Annotated in this window: 16 protein-coding genes; 5 read left to right on the top strand and 11 right to left on the bottom strand. The window is 72.8% G+C overall.

The window, feature by feature from the left end:
- Positions 1–146: 146 nt before the first annotated feature.
- Complete coding sequence (locus AKI01S_RS43160; RefSeq protein ID WP_067831775.1) at positions 147–833, bottom strand: uracil-DNA glycosylase; 687 nt, start codon at positions 831–833, stop codon at positions 147–149.
- 125 nt (positions 834–958) lie between these two features.
- On the opposite strand from AKI01S_RS43160, the gene modA reads away from it, so the two are divergent.
- Positions 959–1,720, top strand: coding sequence for a molybdate ABC transporter substrate-binding protein (gene modA, locus AKI01S_RS43155; RefSeq protein ID WP_067831773.1), 762 nt, complete (start codon positions 959–961; stop codon positions 1,718–1,720).
- Between the two features lie 145 nt (positions 1,721–1,865).
- Complete coding sequence (ftsH, locus tag AKI01S_RS43150) at positions 1,866–3,869, top strand: ATP-dependent zinc metalloprotease FtsH (RefSeq protein ID WP_067831772.1); 2,004 nt, start codon at positions 1,866–1,868, stop codon at positions 3,867–3,869.
- Between the two features lie 51 nt (positions 3,870–3,920).
- On the opposite strand, the gene AKI01S_RS43145 is transcribed toward ftsH, so the two are convergent.
- The 6 genes from AKI01S_RS43145 to AKI01S_RS43120 form a co-directional block, all read right to left on the bottom strand.
- Positions 3,921–4,775 carry an SCO6745 family protein gene (locus AKI01S_RS43145; protein ID WP_067831771.1) on the bottom strand — a complete coding sequence of 285 codons (855 nt, stop codon included), beginning with the start codon at positions 4,773–4,775 and terminating at the stop codon, positions 3,921–3,923.
- Between the two features lie 102 nt (positions 4,776–4,877).
- Complete coding sequence (locus AKI01S_RS43140) at positions 4,878–5,111, bottom strand: hypothetical protein (RefSeq protein WP_067831770.1); 234 nt, start codon at positions 5,109–5,111, stop codon at positions 4,878–4,880.
- Positions 5,112–5,205: 94 nt separating this feature from the next.
- Complete coding sequence (locus AKI01S_RS43135) at positions 5,206–8,379, bottom strand: S41 family peptidase (RefSeq protein ID WP_067831768.1); 3,174 nt, start codon at positions 8,377–8,379, stop codon at positions 5,206–5,208.
- A 55-nt stretch (positions 8,380–8,434) separates the two neighbouring features.
- On the bottom strand, positions 8,435–9,010 hold the full coding sequence (locus AKI01S_RS43130; RefSeq protein WP_067831767.1) for a transglutaminase-like domain-containing protein: 576 nt from the start codon (positions 9,008–9,010) through the stop codon (positions 8,435–8,437).
- A complete protein-coding gene (dapB, locus tag AKI01S_RS43125) occupies positions 9,007–9,747 on the bottom strand; it encodes a 4-hydroxy-tetrahydrodipicolinate reductase (protein WP_084000811.1) in 741 nt (246 codons plus the stop codon). Before dapB ends, AKI01S_RS43130 begins: the two co-directional genes overlap by 4 nt.
- A gap of 74 nt (positions 9,748–9,821) precedes the next feature.
- Positions 9,822–10,214, bottom strand: coding sequence for a phage holin family protein (locus AKI01S_RS43120; RefSeq protein ID WP_369688776.1), 393 nt, complete (start codon positions 10,212–10,214; stop codon positions 9,822–9,824).
- 83 nt (positions 10,215–10,297) lie between these two features.
- On the opposite strand from AKI01S_RS43120, the gene AKI01S_RS43115 reads away from it, so the two are divergent.
- Positions 10,298–11,392, top strand: a complete 1,095-nt coding sequence (locus AKI01S_RS43115) for an AI-2E family transporter (RefSeq protein WP_067831766.1) — start codon at positions 10,298–10,300, stop codon at positions 11,390–11,392.
- Between the two features lie 15 nt (positions 11,393–11,407).
- Here the strand turns inward: AKI01S_RS43115 and AKI01S_RS43110 are convergent, their stop codons facing one another.
- The 4 genes from AKI01S_RS43110 to AKI01S_RS43095 all read right to left on the bottom strand — a co-directional run bounded on the left by AKI01S_RS43110 (position 11,408) and on the right by AKI01S_RS43095 (position 16,940).
- Entirely contained in the window at positions 11,408–12,733 is a 1,326-nt protein-coding gene (locus tag AKI01S_RS43110; RefSeq protein ID WP_067831765.1) for a M16 family metallopeptidase, read from the bottom strand.
- Positions 12,734–12,815: 82 nt separating this feature from the next.
- Positions 12,816–15,161 (bottom strand): polyribonucleotide nucleotidyltransferase, encoded by a 2,346-nt coding sequence (locus tag AKI01S_RS43105; protein ID WP_067831777.1) that lies wholly within the window; start codon positions 15,159–15,161, stop codon positions 12,816–12,818.
- A 243-nt stretch (positions 15,162–15,404) separates the two neighbouring features.
- On the bottom strand, positions 15,405–15,674 hold the full coding sequence (gene rpsO, locus AKI01S_RS43100; protein ID WP_067831764.1) for a 30S ribosomal protein S15: 270 nt from the start codon (positions 15,672–15,674) through the stop codon (positions 15,405–15,407).
- 318 nt (positions 15,675–15,992) lie between these two features.
- Positions 15,993–16,940: a bifunctional riboflavin kinase/FAD synthetase gene (locus tag AKI01S_RS43095; RefSeq protein WP_067831776.1), complete on the bottom strand. Its 948-nt coding sequence runs from the start codon at positions 16,938–16,940 to the stop codon at positions 15,993–15,995.
- Between the two features lie 195 nt (positions 16,941–17,135).
- Here AKI01S_RS43095 and AKI01S_RS43090 point away from each other — a divergent pair, with 195 nt between their 5' ends.
- Together AKI01S_RS43090 and AKI01S_RS43085 are read left to right on the top strand one after the other, a co-directional pair.
- Positions 17,136–18,098, top strand: coding sequence for an endonuclease/exonuclease/phosphatase family protein (locus AKI01S_RS43090; protein WP_067831763.1), 963 nt, complete (start codon positions 17,136–17,138; stop codon positions 18,096–18,098).
- A 29-nt stretch (positions 18,099–18,127) separates the two neighbouring features.
- A partial coding sequence (locus AKI01S_RS43085; protein ID WP_218010042.1) for a hypothetical protein occupies positions 18,128–18,541 on the top strand: 414 nt, incomplete at its 3' end.

The following is an 18,541-nucleotide window of genomic DNA, read 5'->3' as shown; positions in this document are numbered from 1 at the left end:
GCACATCCGCACAGACCACTAGCAATATCGGGGGTCTACACAAACCCAACAACCCCAACCCCCGCTTTCGCCAAGCCTCCCCCACAAGCCCTAAACCCCCGGGGGTCTACACACCCCCACCAACCCCAGCCCCGCACCGGAACGCCTCAGTCGACAGCCAGCTCCCAACGGATCTCCGGCTCCCCCGCGTCCGCCAGAGCCTTGTTGACGGCGCTGAACGGCTTGGTGCCGAAGAACTTCTTCGCGCTGAGCGGGCTCGGGTGCGCCGACTCGTGGATCACATGCTGCTTACCGGTGATCAGGCGGGCCTTCTTGCGGGCGTAGGCGCCCCACAGCACGAACACCACGCGCTCCTCCTTGTCGTTGAGGGCGCGGATCGCGGCGTCGGTGAAGTCCTCCCAGCCCTTGTTCGCGTGCGAGCCCGCCTCGCCCGCGCGGACGGTCAGGACCGCGTTGAGGAGCAGTACGCCCTGGTCGGCCCACGGGGTCAGGTCGCCCGTCTTGGCCATGGGGACGTCGAGGTCGGAGGCGAGCTCCTTGTAGATGTTGCGCAGGGACGGCGGCAGCTTGACGCCCTCGCGGACGCTGAAGCTCAGGCCGTGGGCCTGGCCGGGGCCGTGGTAGGGGTCCTGGCCGAGGATCAGCACGCGGGCCTGGTCGAAGGGGCAGTGGCGGAACGCGTTGAACAGGTCCTCGCGCGGCGGGTAGACGGTCTGCTCCTCGTACTCCTTCGCCACGAACGCGCCCAGCGCCGCCACCTGGCTCGGGTCGAGGTGGGGTTCGAGCTTCTCGCGCCAGTCGGCGGGCAGCAGCTCCATCAGATCGAGGGACATGTTCAGAGCCTTCCGGAAACGTTGTTCGGTACCGAGAACCGGTATTGAGAACCCTAGTGCGCGGCGCTGACACGCCCGCGTCGAATCAGCGGAACGAACACGTCCCGACCCTAGGATCGGGACATATGCCCGACACCCCCCGATGGCGGCGTGCGTCCGCCGTGTTCGCGCTCGTCGTCCCCCTGGCGGGCTGCGGTGACCCCGGCCCGGTCACGTTGCAGGTCCTGGCGGCGTCCTCGCTGGCCGAGGTCGTCGCCGAGCTCGGCGACGCCTACCGGCACTCCCATCCCCGGGTGCGGGTCGAGACCGAGACCGGCGGGTCCCAGGAGATGGCCGACCGCGTGTCGGACCTGCGGCCCGGCGATGTGCTGGTCACCGCCGACGAGGCCGCGATGAACGAGGTCGACGAGCATCTGACCGGCCGCCGCCGGATCGTGGCGCACAACTCGCTCACCATCGCCGTGGCGCCGGGCAACCCCCGGGGCCTGCGGGGGCTGGCGGACCTGACCCGGCCGGGGCTGCGGATCACCGTCGGCGCGAGCGTCGTCCCGGTCGGCCGGTACGCGCGGCACGTGTTCGCCAAGGCCGGGCTGAACGTGCGGTGGACCGGTGAGGCGATCAGCGCGCGGGCCGTGCTGGACCGGGTCCGCAGCGGGCAGGCCGACGCGGGGCTGGTCTACATCACCGACATGCGGTCGGCGGGTGTGGCCGCCGACAGCGTGCCGATCCCCGCCGACCAGAACGTGACCGTCAACTATCCGGCCGCCGCGGTGAAGGACGGCGAGCACCGGGAGGAGGCCGAGGCGTTCGTGGCGTGGCTGGCCTCCGCCGAGGCGGGGCGGCTGTTCCACAAGCACGGCTTCGCGGCCCCCACCACCTCCCAGTAAGGCACCCCATCCCCACCCCCATCCCCACCTCCGTCCCCACCCCCACACCCACATCCCGGTGAAGTTTCGCCCGGCCACCCCCGGGAACCTCTTGATCTATTCCGGTCGGGAGGCCGTGGCGCTCTGCACACTGGGGAGATCATTCGTGCCGTCCAAGCCGGCGAAGCACGCCGACAACCGTCAGCCGGTGCCGCCTCGTGACCGTCCCGACCAGCCGTGGCGTGCCGAGGGCGTACCCGGCAGGCCCGGCGGGCCCGGCGGGCGCGACGGCGGCGGGTCGCGGCCCGGCGGTTTCCGGCCGAACCGCAACACCTACTTCTGGTTCCTGCTGCTGCTGGTGTTCGGGATGAGCTACGCGTCGATGCACGCCACCGACAAGCAGCACGTCGTCACGATCCCCTACACCGCGTTCACCGAGCAGGTCGCGGCGGGCAACGTCAAGGACGTCTACACGCGCGGCGACCGGATCGAGGGAGAGCTCAAGCAGAAGCAGCAGGTCCCGGGCCAGAAGGACCCGAAGGAGACCTACACCGAGTTCGAGACGCAGCGGCCCACCTTCGCCAACGACAAGATCTTCGAGCAGATGCTGGCCAAGGGCGTGGTGGTGGAGGCCCGCCCGGTCACCGAGGAACGCGGCCTGCTCGCCAACCTGCTGCTGTCGCTGCTGCCGGTACTGCTGTTCGTCGGGCTGTGGATCGCCGCGATGGTGTGGATCCAGCGGCGGATGGGCGGCGGCGGGGCGGGCGGGCTGATGGGAGGGTTCGGCCGGTCGCCCAAGCCGGTCGCGCCCGACGAGAAGCGCGCCACGTTCGCCGACGTCGCCGGGATCGACGAGGTCGAGGACGAGCTCAGCGAGATCGTCGACTTCCTGCGGGATCCCGGCAAGTACCAGCGGCTCGGCGCGCGGGTGCCGCGCGGCGTGCTGCTGACCGGCCCGCCCGGCACCGGCAAGACGCTGCTGGCGCGGGCGGTCGCGGGCGAGGCGGACGTGCCGTTCTACTCGGCGGCGGCGTCGGAGTTCATCGAGATGGTCGTCGGCGTCGGCGCGGCGCGCGTCCGGGAGCTGTTCACCGAGGCCCGCAAGACCGCCCCGTCGATCATCTTCATCGACGAGATCGACACGATCGGGCGGCAGCGCGGCTCGGGCGCGTCGATGGGCGGGCACGACGAGCGGGAGCAGACCCTCAACCAGATCCTCACCGAGATGGACGGGTTCTCCGGCTCCGAGGGCGTGGTGGTGGTCGCCGCGACGAACCGGCCGGACATCCTGGACCCGGCGCTGCTGCGGCCGGGCCGGTTCGACCGGCAGGTGGCGGTGTCCCCGCCCGACCTGAACGGCCGCGTCGCGATCCTGCGGGTCCACACCCGCCAGGTCCCGCTGGCCCCGGACGTGGACCTGACCGGGATCGCCAAGATCACTCCGGGGATGACCGGCGCGGAGCTGGCGAACCTGGTGAACGAGGCCGCGCTGCTGGCCGTCAGGCGCGGCAAGGACGCGGTGGACATGGAGGACGTCCGGTCGGCGCTGGAGAAGGTGCAGCTCGGCACGCGGCGTTCGCTGGTCATGCCGGAGGAGGAGCGCCGCCGCACCTCCTACCACGAGTCCGGGCACGCGCTGCTGGGCATGCTGCACCCGGGCGCCGACCCCGTCCGGAAGATCACCATCGTGCCGCACGGCCGGGCGCTCGGCGTCACCGTCTCCACCCCCGAGGGCGACCGGTACGCCTACGACTCCGAGTACCTGCGCGGCCGCATCATCGGGGCGCTGGGCGGGATGGCCGCCGAGGAGCTGGTGTTCGGGGTGGTCACCACCGGCGCGGAGAGCGACCTGGAGCAGGTCACCCGGATCGCGCGCGGGATGGTGGGCCGGTGGGGGATGTCCGAGCGGGTCGGGCCGCTGTCGGTGCTGCCGCCCGACGGCGCCGACCCGATGGCGCAGTACGCCTCGCAGGGCACGCTCGACGTGGTGGACGAGGAGGCCCGCCGCGTCGTCGAGGAGTGCTACGCCGAGGCGCTGCGGATGCTCCGCGACAACCGCGACAGGCTGGAGTCCCTCGCCACGACGCTGCTGGAGCGGGAGACGCTCGACGAGGAGGACGCCTACCGCGCCGCGGGGATCCCCCGGCGTCCCGACCTCGCGAAACAGTAGGACTCCGCCGGTCAGCAGGTCAGCAGGTCAGCAGGTCGGCAGGTCGGCAGGTCAGCCGGACAGCCGCGGCAGCCCGATGGGGTTGGGGAACGGCAGCTCGCCGGAGTCGATGACGGCCCGCGCCACCGGCCGCAGCGCCCCGAACAGCTCCGCGGGGTTCTCCACCACCCGGTAGGCGGGGGCGGCCAGCGCGTTCGTGCGGTCCTCGATCGCCTCCCGGAGCGCCCGTCCCTCGTCGGTGGCCTCGCCGTTCTCGTCGACCAGGCCGCGCCGCACGAGGTTCCCGGCGGCGGCGGCCCACTCCTCGTCGGACCAGCCCCGGCTGTCCTTGAGCCACTGCGCGGGGGTCCCCCGGACGGCGGCGGCGAGGATGTTGGACTCGGCCCCGCCGAGCCCCTCGGCCGTCAGGACCGCCACGTGCCCGTCGCCCCGGTGCTCGCGCAGCGAGGTGGCGTGCTGCCACAGCGCCTCCACCGGGTCGTCCGGCGGGGTGAGGTCCCGGTTGGCGGCGAACAGCGTCCGCCCCGTGGCGTCGGCGTCGGCCACGATCCGGGCCAGCAGCGGGTTGACCTGCTCGGCGACCTTCTCCACGTCGCCGTGCAGGCGGCGCAGCGCGGTCGCGGCGGCGGCCGACCGGGCCCGCAGGATCGCCTCGGGCGCGGCGAACGACCAGGCGTCCGGCACGGCCCGCCGGACCTTCGCCGGGTGGAACCCGTGGAACGTCGCCTCGATCACCCCCGGTCCCACCGGTCCGAGGGGCGCGCCCCGGCTCCCGAAGTACCCCATCCAGAACCCGCGCAGGCCCACCTCCTTGTTGGCCGCCGCGCACTCGGCGGAGAAGTAGGTCACCACGTGCACGGGCTCGACGACGGTCCACATCGACCGCGCGAAGGCATGATCATCCATGCTCGCATTCTCCCCCGCCGTCCCGCGTCCCGCCAGGGCCGGGCGCGGACGCGGGGAAGGGCGCGCGGCCGGTGGCCGCACGCCCTCAGCGCGATCCGAGGATCAGTGGCGGTAGTCTTCGGGGTTGGTGCGCTGGTCGTCGCGCATGTTCTCCATGCGGTCCTGGGCGCGGTCGCGCATGTCCTCGGTGCGGTCGCGGAACTCGCCGCCCGCGTCACGGGACTTGTCGGTGTCGCGCTCGGAGTCCTTGAGCCGGTCGGAGACGTTGCCGACGGAGTCCTTGGCCTTGCTCCGGGCGTCGCCGGCCTTGTCCTTGGCGTCGTCGAAGATGCCCATATGTCGTTTCCCCCTTGTGACATGGTGCGCAGCGCCGCGCACCAACAGGGCTCTACCCGGGGCCGGGCAATGCGATGGTCTTCCGTTCGCAATATCAGGACGAACGGGGAGGAAGCCTCGGAGTCGTCAGCCGGGGCCGGTCGGCCGGGTCGGGGCGGTGCGGCGGCTGGGCCGCCAGGCGTTCCAGGGCGACGTCGATGGCGCGTTCGAGCTGGGTGTCGCGGCCCGCGGCGTGGTCCTGCGGGGTGATGTCGACCTCGATGTCGGGGTCGGTGCCGTAGTTCTCCAGCTTCCAGCCGACGTCGTCGAAGGCGAACGAGAACTCCGGCTGCGTGGTGAGGGTCCGGTCGGCCAGCCGGTGGCGGGGCTGGATGCCGACGACGCCGCCCCAGGTGCGGCGGCCCACCAGCGGCCCGAGGCCCAGCACCTTGAACGCGTGGGCGAACACGTCGCCGTCGGAGCCGGTGCGCTCGTTGATCAGGCAGACCAGCGGGCCCGCCGGGGACTCGCGCAGGTAGGGCTCGGGCACGCCCCAGCGCGGGAAGTCGAAGCCGAGCCGGGGCCGGGCGAGCTTCTGCAGGACCAGGCCGGAGACGCGGCCGCCGCCGTTGAACCGCACGTCCACGATCAGCGCGTCGTGGTCGTACTCGGTGAGGAAGCCCCGGTGGAACTCGGCGAACCCGGCCGGGCCCATGTCGGGGACGTGCAGGTAGCCGACGCGGCCGCCGGTGCGTTCGTGGACGAGGGCGCGGTTGCGCCGCACCCAGTCGCGGTAGCGGCCGGGGCGTTCGTTCCGGACGGTGGGGACCGACACGGTGCGGACGGTGCCGCCGCGCCGCACGGTCAGCTGGACCTGCTGGCCGACCAGGTTGACCAGGTGCTCCTGGGGGCTGGCGATCCCGCGGCCGACCGGCTGGCCGTTCACCGCCAGGACGGTGTCGCCGACGCGCACGTCCACGCCCGGCCGGTTGAGCGGGGAGGTCGCCTCGGGGTCCCAGGGGTCGCCGTGCACGATGCCCGCGATCATGAACCGGCCCGACACCGGGTCCAGGGACCAGTCCACGCCGAGGTGCGCCATCGGGTAGACGGGCTGGGCCCGGTACGCGCCGCCGCTCTCGTAGGCGTGCGAGGTGCCCAGCTCGCCCTGCATCTCCCACAGCAGGTCGGAGAACTCGCTGCGGCTGCCGACCCGGTCCACCAGCGGCAGGTAGCGCTCGTAGACGCCGTTCCAGTCCAGGCCCGCCATGTCCTCGGCCCAGAAGTGCTCCAGTTGCAGCCGCCACGCCTCGCGGAACATCTGCCGCCACTCCCCCTGCGGCCAGATCGACACCTTGACGCGGGACAGGTCGATCCAGCCGGTGTCCTCGCCGGTCCGCTCGCCGGAGGACAGCGGCTCGTGGGCCGGGGCGACGCGCAGCCGGTCGCCGGACCGGTAGAGCAGGGTGACGCCGTCGCGGCCGATCTCGAAGTCGCTGATCTGCTCGACGAGCCGCGAGTAGCGCTGCCCGGTGAAGTCGTACACCAGCAGGGCGCTGCTGAGCAGCGGGTCGCCGCGCACCGCCTCGACCGGGTCGTAGGACAGCAGGGCCTTGTTCTCGCCCCGGACGCCCGCCACCCGGGCGTAGCGCGCCTCGGGCACCGGGAACGGCACGATGCGGCGTTCGATGCCCGCGAAGTCGATCTCGACGTTCCCGCCGTGGTCGCCGCGGGGGCGCGGTCCGGGCCCGAACGGGCAGGGCACGTCGGGGCGGAGCGCCACCGCGTACGGCAGCGTCCCCAGCGGGAACCCCAGGTCGAACTGGAGGGAGTCGTCGATCGGATTGAAGATCCGGGCCCCGATGAAGTACAGGTGGTCGCCGCCCGGGTCGAACGCGGGCCGCCGGTCCTTCAGCACCGGCAGGGCCAGCAGGTGCTTCTCGCGGGTCTCCACGCGGCACAGTTTGATCGCGGTGGTCTGCGGCGTTCCCGGATAGGTGTAGGCGAGCCAGCGGCCGTCCGGCGACCACGCCGGGTCCTCGATCGCCCCGAACGGCGACACGTCCACCCGCACCGCCGCCGAGCCGGGGTCGCCCGCGTCGACCAGCAGCAGCTCGCCCCGGTGGTTGGTGAGGGCGACCAGGTCGCAGACCGGGCAGACCACCAGCTCCCCGATCCGGCCGGTGTCGGCGTTGGCGAACGCGACCGGCGGCTCCTCCCCGTCGGCGGTGAGCCGGACCAGCCGCTCGCGGTCGGAGTCGTCGCTGGCCGCCGCGATGAGGTGCGCGCCATCGTTCAGCCAGGTCAGCAGCCGGTAGCGGACGCCCTGCCGGGCGCCGTGCTGGAGCACCGGCCCGGCCCAGCTGCCGAAGGTCAGCGCCTTGCCCCGCACGGTGAGGGCCAGCCCCTCGCCGTCCGGGGCGAGGGTGGCGGTGTCGAGGAAGGAGGCCGCGTCGACGAACCGGCGGGCCCGCTGCGAGCGGGCGCTGCCGAGCTGCACCTCCACCCGCCGCGCGGCCCCGTCCCCCGGGTCCAGCAGGAACAGGTCGCCGCCCGCGTGGTAGACCAGGCGCCGCCCGTCGGAGGCCAGGTTGCGCGCGTAGAACTCCCGGTGGTCGGTGTGCCGCCGCAGGCCGTCCCCGCCCGGGGTGCAGGAGTAGACGTTGCCGATGCCCTCGTGGTCCGACAGGAAGTAGATCCGGTCGCCGACCCAGCAGGGCGCGGCGAGGTTGCCGTTCAGCTCGACCAGGCGGCGGAACTCCCCCGTCCCCTCCGGGTCGATCCACAGCGTCCCGACGGTGCCGCCCCGGTACCGCTTCCAGCGGGCGGGGTCGGCGGTGTTGCGGCCGATGACGACGGCGCGTCCCGGCCCGTGGGTGACGGTCCGCGCGGGCCCGTACGGCAGCAGCACGGGCAGCACTAGGTCCTCGCCGTCGGGGTCGATCCGGTAGAGGTAGTCGTCGCGCGCGAACGGCCGCCCGACGTCGCTGGCGTACACGATCGCCCCGCCCGGGTCCCACCCCGACACCGCGCAGTGGGCCCCCTGGTAGGTCAGCCGGCGCGCGTCTCCCCCGGCCACCGGCAGGACGTAGACCTCCTTGGGCCCCTCGCCCTCCCCGACGAAGGCGATGCGCTCCCCGTCGGGGGAGATCCGCGGATAGGTGGCCTCGGCGACCCCGGCGGTGAGCCGCCAGGCCCGGCCGCCCTCGGCCGACACCAACCACAGATCGTCGTCGGACACGAAGACGATCAGCTCACCCATCACCGCTGGAAAACGGATGTAGCCCGGCATCACCGGTTACCTTCCGCACCACCGGCCCGGCTAGCGACGACCGAGGGTAAAGCTTTCACAGCTCCGACGGGAGCGGCATCGTCAGGGCGTCGGTGTGGGAGCGGAGGGCCTTCAGCACCGTCGGGTGGGGGCGGGCGTGGACGGTCGGGTAGTCGATCTCCCCCAGGGCCGGGTCCGGGCGCCGGGCCAGGCGGTCCTCGTCGGCCGAGAACTCGACGTTCACCTCGGCGTTGTTGCCCCTGGGGTCCAGGCGCACCCAGCGGTCGTCGATGAGGGCGGCGGCCAGCCCGTGCAGCACGAAGCCGTCGCCGTCGCGGAGGCGCTGGTAGCACAGGCCCGCCTGGATGCCGCCCGCGCGCAGCAGCGCCACGAACGCGTGCGACTTGGCGTAGCAGAAGCCGACCCGCTGCTCCAGCACGTCGGAGGCCCGCCAGGTCACCCGGCCGTCCCGGGCCTCCAGGCAGTGCCTCACCTCGTCGCGGACGTGCTCGAACGCCAGCCTCGCGAAGGTGACGTCGTCGCCGGTGCGCAGCCGCGCGGCGATCGACTGGACCACCGGGTGCTCCACGTCGATCGCCTCGTCCGCGCCCAGGTAGTCCCAGGGCTCGCCGTCGAACCCGGGCGCCGTCACAGGTCCAGCAGGGACTCGATGCCGACGGTCAGGCGGTCGGGCAGCTCGGCGACCCGGCGGACGCCCAGCAGCACGCCCGGCATGAACGACTCGCGGTTCATCGCGTCGTGCCGGATCGTGAACGTCTCGCCGTGCCCGCCCAGCAGCACCTCCTGGTGCGCGATCAGGCCGGACAGGCGCACCGCGTGCACCCGGACGCCGTCGACGTCCGCGCCGCGCGCGCCGGGCAGCTCGGAGGTGGTGGCGTCCGGCGAGGGGCCCACCCCGGCCTCGGCGCGGGCGGCGCCGATCAGCTCGGCGGTGCGGAAGGCGGTGCCGCTCGGCGCGTCGGCCTTGTTCGGGTGGTGCAGCTCGACGACCTCGACCGACTCGAAGAACGGGGCCGCCTTGCGCGCGAAGTGCATCATCAGCACCGCGCCGATGCCGAAGTTGGGGGCGATGAGCACGTTGCCCTTGGCCCCGGCGGCCTGCCAGGACCGCACGGTGTCCAGCCGGGACGGGTCGAAGCCCGTGGTGCCGACGACGGCGTGCAGGCCGTGCTCCACGCACCACCTGAGGTTGTCCATGACCACGTCGGGGTGGGTGAAGTCGACCACGACCTCGGCCGGCTCCAGCGCCTCCAGCGCGTCCCCCTGGTCGACGGTGGCGACCAGCTCCATGTCGTCGGCGCCCTCGACCGCCCGGCACACCTCGGCCCCCATCCGGCCGCGCGCGCCCAGCACCCCCACCTTGATCACTTTTGTCCTCCAAGGCTCGAACTCGCCGCCGAGCCTATCGCGGCCGCCCGGACCCGCCGCCCGGCGCGGGGCCCTCAGTCGTCCGAGACGAACAGGCTGAGCAGCCAGCTCACCACCGACACGATGACCGCTCCCCAGAGCGCGGGCCAGAACCACCGCACGTGGAACTCCAGCCCCAGCTTCCCCGACAGCCAGCCGGTCAGCGCCAGCAGGGCGGCGTTCACCACCAGCGCGAACAGGCCGAGCGTCAGCACGTACAGCGCGCAGCCGAGGAGCCGCACGAGCGGTTTGACGACCGCGTTGACGATGCCGAACACCGCCCCGACGGCCAGGAACGTCAGCGTCCGCTTCACCGCGTCGTCGCCGCCGACGTCGATGCCGTCGACCAGCGCGGTCGCCGTCCACAGCGCCACCGCCGTGATGACGACCCGGATGAGGATCTTCATGCCGGGGCTGTACCCGATCACCGGATCACCGTAACGAGAGCGCTACCATCCGTAGTTACCGCGGCCCGGCGCGGGGAAGGTAGCTCCCGGGGCGGGGAGGGCGGATGGGCGACAGGGGCGACGCGGCGCGCGGCTGGTCCCCCGGGCTGGTGGCGATGGTCGGCGCGGCCGCCGCCGTCGTGACGCTGGCGGGGCTGAAGGCGTCGGCGTCCATCGTGGGGCCGACCATGCTGGCGCTGCTGCTGACGATCGCGGTCAGTCCGCTGCGGGCCCGGCTGGAACGCCGCCGCGCCCCGTTCTGGCTGTGCGTGGCGGTCCCGCTGGTCACCGTGATCGTCATGCTGCTGGCGCTCGGCGCGGGCCTGGCGCTGTCGGCGGCGCAGCTGGCGACGCTGCTGCCGACCTACTCCGGCCAGTTCACCGACCTGCTGCACGGCGTCACCGGGGAGCTGGCCGAGCACGGCATCGACCAGGCCAAGCTCCAGACCGCGCTGTCGAAGCTGGACCCCGGCCAGCTGTTCACGTTCGTCCAGAGCTTCCTCAACGGCCTGCTCAGCGCGTCCTCGGCGATCGTGCTGATCGTGCTGATGCTGGTCGGCATGTGCCTGGACGCCACCGGCACCGTGCGCACGCTGGAGCGGATCCGCCCCCAGCAGCCCGAACTGGTCGACGCGCTGCGCCGCTTCGCCCGCGACACCACCCGCTACCTGGTGGTCAGCACCGTGTTCGGGGCGATCGTGGCGGCGCTGGACGTGGTGGTGCTGTACGTCTTCGACGTGCCGGTGCCGCTGCTGTGGGGGCTGCTGGCGTTCCTCACCAACTACATCCCCAACATCGGCTTCGTGATCGGGCTGGCACCCCCGGCGCTGCTGGGGCTGCTGGAGGGCGGCTGGACCGCCATGGTGTGGATCATCGTCGCCTACTGCGTGATCAACTTCGTGCTGCAGTCGCTGGTCCAGCCCAAGTTCCTCGGCAACGCGGTCGGGCTGTCGTTCACCCTGGTGTCGCTGTCGCTGCTGCTGTGGGCGTGGGTGCTCGGACCGCTGGGGGCGATCCTGGCGGTGCCGCTCAGCTCGCTCACCAAGGCCCTGCTGGTCGATGCCGACCCGACCAAGAAGTGGATGACCGGGCTGCTCGGCCCCGCCGTCGACGGCCCCGACCCCCGGCCGGACCCCGACGTCCGGCCCGCCCGGAACTGACCGCCCGCGCCCCGTCTACAGGTCGAAGTCGTGCTCGCCGAACGGCCCGATCACCGTGAGGCTCTGCGGCCCGCCCAGCACGTCGGCGGCGACGGCGCGCACGTCGTCCAGGGTGACCGCGTCGATGCGGGCCAGGACCTCGTCCACCGACAGCAGCGCGTCATACACCAGCTCGCTGCGGCCCAGCCGGTTCATCCGCGACTCGGTGTCCTCCATGCCCAGCACGGTGCCGCCGCGCAGCTGGCCCTTGCCGCGCGCCAGCTCCTCCCCGGTCAGGCCGTGCTCGGCGACGCGGGCGACCTCCTCGCGGCAGATCGCCAGGACCTCGTCGGCCTTCTCCGGCTGGCACCCGGCGTACACGCCGAACAGGCCGGTGTCGGCGTACTGCGAGGTGTAGCTGTAGACCGAGTAGGCCAGGCCGCGCCGCTCGCGGATCTCCTGGAACAGCCGCGACGACATGCCGCCGCCCAGCACGGCGCTGAGCACGCCGAGCGCGAAGCGGCGCTCGTCGGTGCGGCGCAGGCCGGGGCCGCCCAGCACCAGGTGCGCCTGCTCGGTGTCCCGGCCGATCACGCGGGTGCGCGGGCCGAGGGGGACGGTCTCGCCGCCGATGCGGGGCGCGGCGGGCCGGGCGTCGCCGCCCAGCACGGCCGCGAACGCGCGTTCGGTCAGCGCCACGACCTCGTCGTGGTCGAGGTTCCCGGCGGCCGACACCACCAGGTTCGGCGGGACGTAGTGGTGGCGGTAGTAGCCGTGGATGCGGTCGCGCGACAGGGCGTTGATGGAGTCCTCGGTGCCCAGGATGGGACGGCCCAGCGGCGTGTCACCGAACAGCGCGGCGGCGAACTCCTCGTGGACCAGGTCGCCGGGCTCGTCCTCCTGCATGTGGATCTCTTCGAGGATCACGCCGCGTTCGGCCTCGACGTCCTCGGGCCGGTTCAGCGCGCCGGTGACCATGTCGGAGATGACGTCCACCGCCAGCGGCAGGTCGCGGTCCAGCACGCGGGCGTGGTAGCAGGTGTACTCCTTGGCGGTGAAGGCGTTGATGTCGCCGCCGACCGCCTCGACCTCCGCCGAGATCTCCATGGCGGTGCGCCGCGTGGTGCCCTTGAACAGCGAGTGCTCCAGGTAGTGGCTGGCGCCCGCGTCGGCGGGGTCCTCGTCGCGTGACCCGACCCCGGCCCAGATGCCGAACGCCGCCGACCGCACGGTCGGCATCGTCTCGGTGATGACGCGCAGGCCGCCGGGCAGCACCGTGCGGCGGACCACGCCCGCGCCGTCCGATCCGGGGTGGAGGGTGGAGGTGGTGCCGGGCTCCTGGGCCCGCGCCGGGAGGGTCACGTGTGCTCGCAATCGGTGGAAACGGGCCGACCGGCCCGCCCCCTGACGGGACGGACCGGTCGGTTCGGACGTGGGACCGGGGTCAGGAGTTGCGCTGTCCCGAGTCGTCGCCGGACCGGCGGGTGCGGCGGCGGCGCGGGGCGCGCTTCTCGCCGCCGTCGCGGGCCTCGGACCTGGCCTCGGCGCCGCCCTCGGCGGGGGCGTCGTCGCCGTCGGCCTCGGCCGGGGCGGCGTCGTCGCCCTCCTTGGCGGCGGACTCGCGCTCGACGACCTCGACCGGGACCAGCGACAGCTTGCCGCGCTGGTCGATCTCGGTCACCTCGACCTGGATCTTCTCGCCGACCTTGATGACGTCCTCGACGTTCTCGATCCGGGCGCCGCCGTGCAGCTTGCGGATCTGCGAGACGTGCAGCAGGCCGTCCTTGCCGGGCAGCAGCGACACGAACGCGCCGAACGTCGTGGTCTTGACGACGGTGCCCAGGTAGCGCTCGCCGACCTCGGGCATGTGCGGGTTGGCGATCGCGTTGATCGCCTGCCGCGCGGCCTCGGCGGACGGGCCGTCGGTCGCGCCGACGTAGATGGTGCCGTCGTCCTCGATCGTGATGTCGGCGCCGGTGTCGTCCTGGATCGAGTTGATCATCTTGCCCTTGGGGCCGATGACCTCGCCGATCTTGTCGACCGGGACCTTGATGGTGATGATCCGCGGCGCGAACGGGGACATGTCGGCCGGGCCCTCGATGGCCTCCTGCATGACGTCCAGGATCGCCAGGCGGGCGCCCTTGGCCTGCTTCAGCGCGGCGGCCAGCACCGAGGCGGGGATGCCGTCGAGCTTGGTGTCGAGCTGGAGCGCGGTGATCAGGTCGCGGGTGCCGGCGACCTTGAAGTCCATGTCGCCGAACGCGTCCTCGGCGCCGAGGATGTCGGTCAGGGTGACGTACTCGCCGCCCTCGTGGATCAGGCCCATCGCGATGCCGGCGACCATCTGCTTCAGCGGCACGCCCGCGTCCAGCAGCGACATGGTCGAGGCGCAGACCGAGCCCATGGAGGTGGAGCCGTTGGACCCGAGGGCCTCCGACACCTGGCGGATCGCGTAGGGGAACTCCTCGCGCGTCGGCAGCACCGGCAGCAGCGCCCGCTCGGCGAGCGCGCCGTGGCCGATCTCGCGGCGCTTCGGCGAACCCACCCGGCCGGTCTCACCGGTGGAGTACGGCGGGAAGTTGTAGTTGTGCATGTAGCGCTTGGTGCGCTCGGGGTTCAGCGTGTCGATCATCTGCTCCATGCGGAGCATGTTCAGCGTGGTGACGCCCAGGATCTGGGTCTCGCCGCGCTCGAACAGCGCCGAGCCGTGCACCCGCGGGATCACGCGGGCCTCGGCGTTGAGCTGGCGGATGTCCTTCACGCCGCGGCCGTCCATGCGGACGCCCTCGGCGACGATCCGCTCGCGGACCAGCTTCTTGGTCAGCGCGCGGAAGGCGGCCGAGACCTCCTTCTCGCGGCCCTCGAAGTCGGCGGCCAGCTTCTCGGCGGTGGCGGCCTTGATCTCGTCGAGACGGGTCTCGCGCTCCTGCTTGCCCGCGATCGTGAGGGCCTCGGCCAGCTCGGTGCGGGCGGCCGCGGTCACGGCCTCCAGCACGTCGTCGGTGTAGTCGAGGAAGATCGGGTACTCGGCGACCGGCTTGGCGGCCTCGGCGGCCAGCGCGCTCTGGGCGCGGCACAGCTCGGCGATGAACGGCTTGGCGGCCTCCAGGCCCTCGGCCACGGCCTCCTCGGTCGGGGCGGCGGCGCCCTCGGTGACCAGCTTGAGGGTGCCGACCGTGGACTCGGCCTCCACCATCATGATCGCGACGTCGCCGTCCTCCAGGGCGCGGCCGGCGACGACCATGTCGAAGGTGGCGCGCTCCAGCTCGGAGTGGCGCGGGAACGCGACCCACTGGCCGTCGATCAGCGCGACGCGCACGCCGCCGATCGGACCGGAGAACGGCAGGCCCGCCAGCTGGGTGGACATCGACGCGGCGTTGATGGCGACGACGTCGTACAGGTCGTCGGGGTGCAGCGACATGATGGTGCCGACGACCTGGATCTCGTTGCGCAGGCCCTTGGTGAACGAGGGGCGCAGCGGACGGTCGATCAGGCGGCAGGTGAGGATGGCGTCCTCGGAGGGGCGGCCCTCGCGGCGGAAGAACGAGCCGGGGATGCGCCCGGCGGCGTACATCCGCTCCTCGATGTCGACGGTCAGCGGGAAGAAGTCCAGGTTGTCCTTGGGCTTCTTGGACGCGGTGGTCGCCGACAGGACCATGGTCTCGTCGTCGAGGTAGGCGACGGCGGAACCGGCCGCCTGCCGGGCCAGGCGGCCCGTCTCGAAGCGGATGGTACGGGTGCCGAAGGACCCGTTGTCGATCACGGCTTCGGTGCTCAGGGCACCGTCGATGCGCGGAGCATCGGTCACGAAAACCTCCAGGTTTTTCGGGTTGTCCGCCTCCGTGGTCGTTACCCGTCCTGAGGTCGCGCAGTGCCGGTCTTCGATCGAAGCGCCCGGATCGCCGATGGATCCGGAGGCCACTACCGAGGACCGGCCGCACCGACGGTGTCCACGGAGGCTCTGTGTTCATTTATACGGCCCCGAGGGGCACAAAGAGAGGGAGCGGCTCGCATGAGCCGCTCCCTCGCCGTGCTAGCGACGCAGACCGAGGCGCTCGATCAGCTGCCGGTAGCGGTTGATGTCCTTGTTCTGCAGGTACTTCAGGAGCCGGCGGCGACGGCCGACCAGCAGCAGCAGACCACGACGGCTGTGGTGGTCGTGCTTGTGCTCCTTCAGGTGCTCCGTCAGGTCGTTGATCCGACGGGTCAGCAGCGCGACCTGGACCTCCGGGGATCCGGTGTCACCCTCAGTGGTCGCGTACTCAGCGATGATCTTGTTCTTGGTGGCGGTGTCGAGCGACACGTGGCTCCTTCAGTGAGATCGTCACCCGCAGATCCCGGTCGAACACACGGGTCCGCATGGTGCGTGTGAGGAAAGAGGCCGGCCGCATGAGGGTGCAGCCGACCGCACCGGGGCTCTTCCCGGCGATTCTTCACCGTACCATGCCGGAAAGACCCCTGGTCACAGAGTGAAACGCCCTGTTGTCACCAGGTATAACACCGGTGGCCCGGTGGTCATTCCCGCGCGTCGTGGAAGGCTCCTTCCCCACCCGACGGGATCTCACACCTGACCGGGGCGCGGATTTGCGGGCGGGATCCCCGCGAGGTCGGCCCTCCGAGGTCAGCCCTCCGAGGTCAGCTCGCGCGCCCGGTCCACGTCGCGGTGCATCTCCTCGACCAGCGCCTCGATCGAGTCGAACTTGAGGGTGTCGCGGATGCGGGCCGTGAAGTCGACCGCCATGTGCTCGCCGTACAGGTCCAGGTCCGTGCGGTCCAGCGCGTACGCCTCGACGGTGCGCTCGCCCGCGCCCTCGAACGTCGGGTTGGTGCCGATCGAGATCGCGGTGGGCCAGCGGAACGCCGGGTAGCGGTCGGAGTCGCAGACCAGCCAGCCCGCGTAGACGCCGTCGGCGGGGATGGCGGTGTGGGGCTGGGTCTCCAGGTTCGCGGTCGGGAAGCCCAGCGCGCGGCCGCGCTGGTGGCCGCGGACCACGACGCCCTCGACGCGGTGCGGACGGCCCAGGGCGTGGGCGGCCGACGCCACGTCGCCCGTCTCCAGCCTGCCGCGGATGAGGGTGGAGGAGATGGTGTCGCCGTTGGCGACCAGGGGGACGCCCTCGGCGGTGAAGTCGTACTTGGCGCCGAGCTCCTTCAGCAGCGCCACGTCGCCCTTGGCCCGGTGCCCGAAGCGGAAGTCCTCGCCGACGATGACGTGCGCGGCGTGCAGGCGTTCCACGAGGACCTGGCGGACGAAGTCGTCCGGCGGCGTCCGCGACAGCTCCAGGGTGAACGGCACCACCGCGACGGCGTCGGCGCCCAGCCGCTCCAGCAGCTCGATGCGGCGGCGGGTGGTGGTCAGCAGCGGCGGGTGGGTGCCGGGGCGGACCACCTCGTCGGGGTGCGGGTCGAAGGTGATGACCACCGACCGCATGCCGCGTTCGGCCGCCTGCGCGCAGGCGTCGGCGACGATCCGCTGGTGTCCGCGGTGCACCCCGTCGAACACGCCGATGGTGACGACCGACCTGCCCCAGTCGGCGGGAACCTCGTCGAGGCCATGCCAGCGCCGCACCATGCTCTCCCTGTGTAGGAACTGCCTGCTCGGGTTCTGCTCGCCCTCAAGGGTGCCATGCCGCGCCGGATGGGGTGACCGAGGGGCCGTCCCGTCCGGCGGTGCCGCACCGCGTAGTTTACTCGCCGGTAGCCCCCGGGTCCGTGCCGGACGGGCGGGCACGGGCACCTTCGGAGCGCGGGTAGCGTCGGCGGGGTGACCCTCCCGACCACGACCGGAACGCGGGGTGACGAGCTCCCCGCCGGACGCGCCCGTCCCCCGTCTCCCTCCCGTGGCCGCCGCGGCACCGTGATCGCCGTGGTGGCGGTCGCGCTGGCGCTCCTGCTGGCCGGGCACCGGCTGGTGCCCGGCGCGGCGGGGACGCTGCTCGACACCGCGCTGCCCTGGCTGGGAGCCGGCGTCCCGATGCTGCTGGCGGCCGCCGCGCTGCGGCGGTCGGGGCGCGGCGCGGCGGCGGTGGCGCTGCCCGCCGCCGTCTGGACCGCCATGTTCGGCACCGCGCTGGCGCCCTCCTCCGGCGGTTCCCGCGACCTGCGCGCGGTCAGCCAGAACATGTACGCGGGCAATCCCTCCCCGGCCGCGACCATCTCCCGGCTGCTCGACACCAGGGCCGACCTGCTGGCGTTGCAGGAGATGCCGGGCGGGCGCCACCCCGGATCCCTCGACGGGACCTACCCGCACCACGTGGTGAAGGGCACCGTCGGGCTGTGGAGCCGTTTCCCGCTGCGCGACGCCCGGGTGGTGCCGCTCGGCCTGGGCTGGCCGCGCGCGCTGCGCGCCACGGTGCGCACCGGGCGCGGCGATCTGACCGTGATCGTCGCGCATCTCGGCTCGGCCCGCCCCGGCCGGACCGCCGAACGCGACATGACCATGGACCGGCTGGCCGACGCCGTCCGCGCCGAGGGCGCCGCCGGGCGCCTGCTCGTGCTGGGCGACCTCAACACCGCCACCACCGACCGCAAGCTCGGCGCGCTGGTGCCGCCGCTGCGGGAGGCGCAGGGCGACGCCGGCCGCGGTTTCGGCTTCACCTGGCCCGCGTCGTTCCCGCTGACCCGCCCCGACCACATCCTGTACCGGGGCGTGCGGCCGGTGCGGGCGAGCACGGTGGACACCCCGGGCAGCGACCACCGGGCCGTCCAGGCCGACTTCGCCCTCTGACGCCACGACGTGCGAAGATCGACGCCGCCATGCCCCAGCACCCGCCCGCACGCCCCCTGCCGCGCCTGGCCCGCGCGGTGGTCTTCGCCACGGTCTGCCTGACCCTGACCACCGCCGGACACGCCTACGCGGCGGGCTCCGCCGTGCCCGCCGGGACGGTGGGGCTGGGGTTCGCGCTGGTCACGGCGTTCTCGGCGCTGCTGGCGGGAACCGAACGGTCCTTCGCGACGATCCTGGGCGCCCTGCTGGGCGCGCAGTTCGGGCTGCACGTGCTGTTCACGCGGGCGTCCGCGGGCGCCGTCCACCACGCGGGGGCAGGCCTCGCCGAACGCCCGGCCCACGACGGCCCGGCGATGACGCTGGCCCACCTGCTGGCGGCGCTGGCCGCGGCGTGGTGGCTGCGGCGCGGCGAGGCCGCGCTGTGGTCGCTGGCGCGCCGGATC

The sequence above is a fragment of the Actinomadura kijaniata NBRC 14229 genome (assembly GCF_001552175.1).
In the GTDB taxonomy this organism is placed as follows: Bacteria; Actinomycetota; Actinomycetes; order Streptosporangiales; family Streptosporangiaceae; genus Spirillospora; species Spirillospora kijaniata.
The sequence above is the reverse complement of the archived record's forward strand: the minus strand, read 5'-3'. Positions and strand labels throughout refer to the sequence as shown.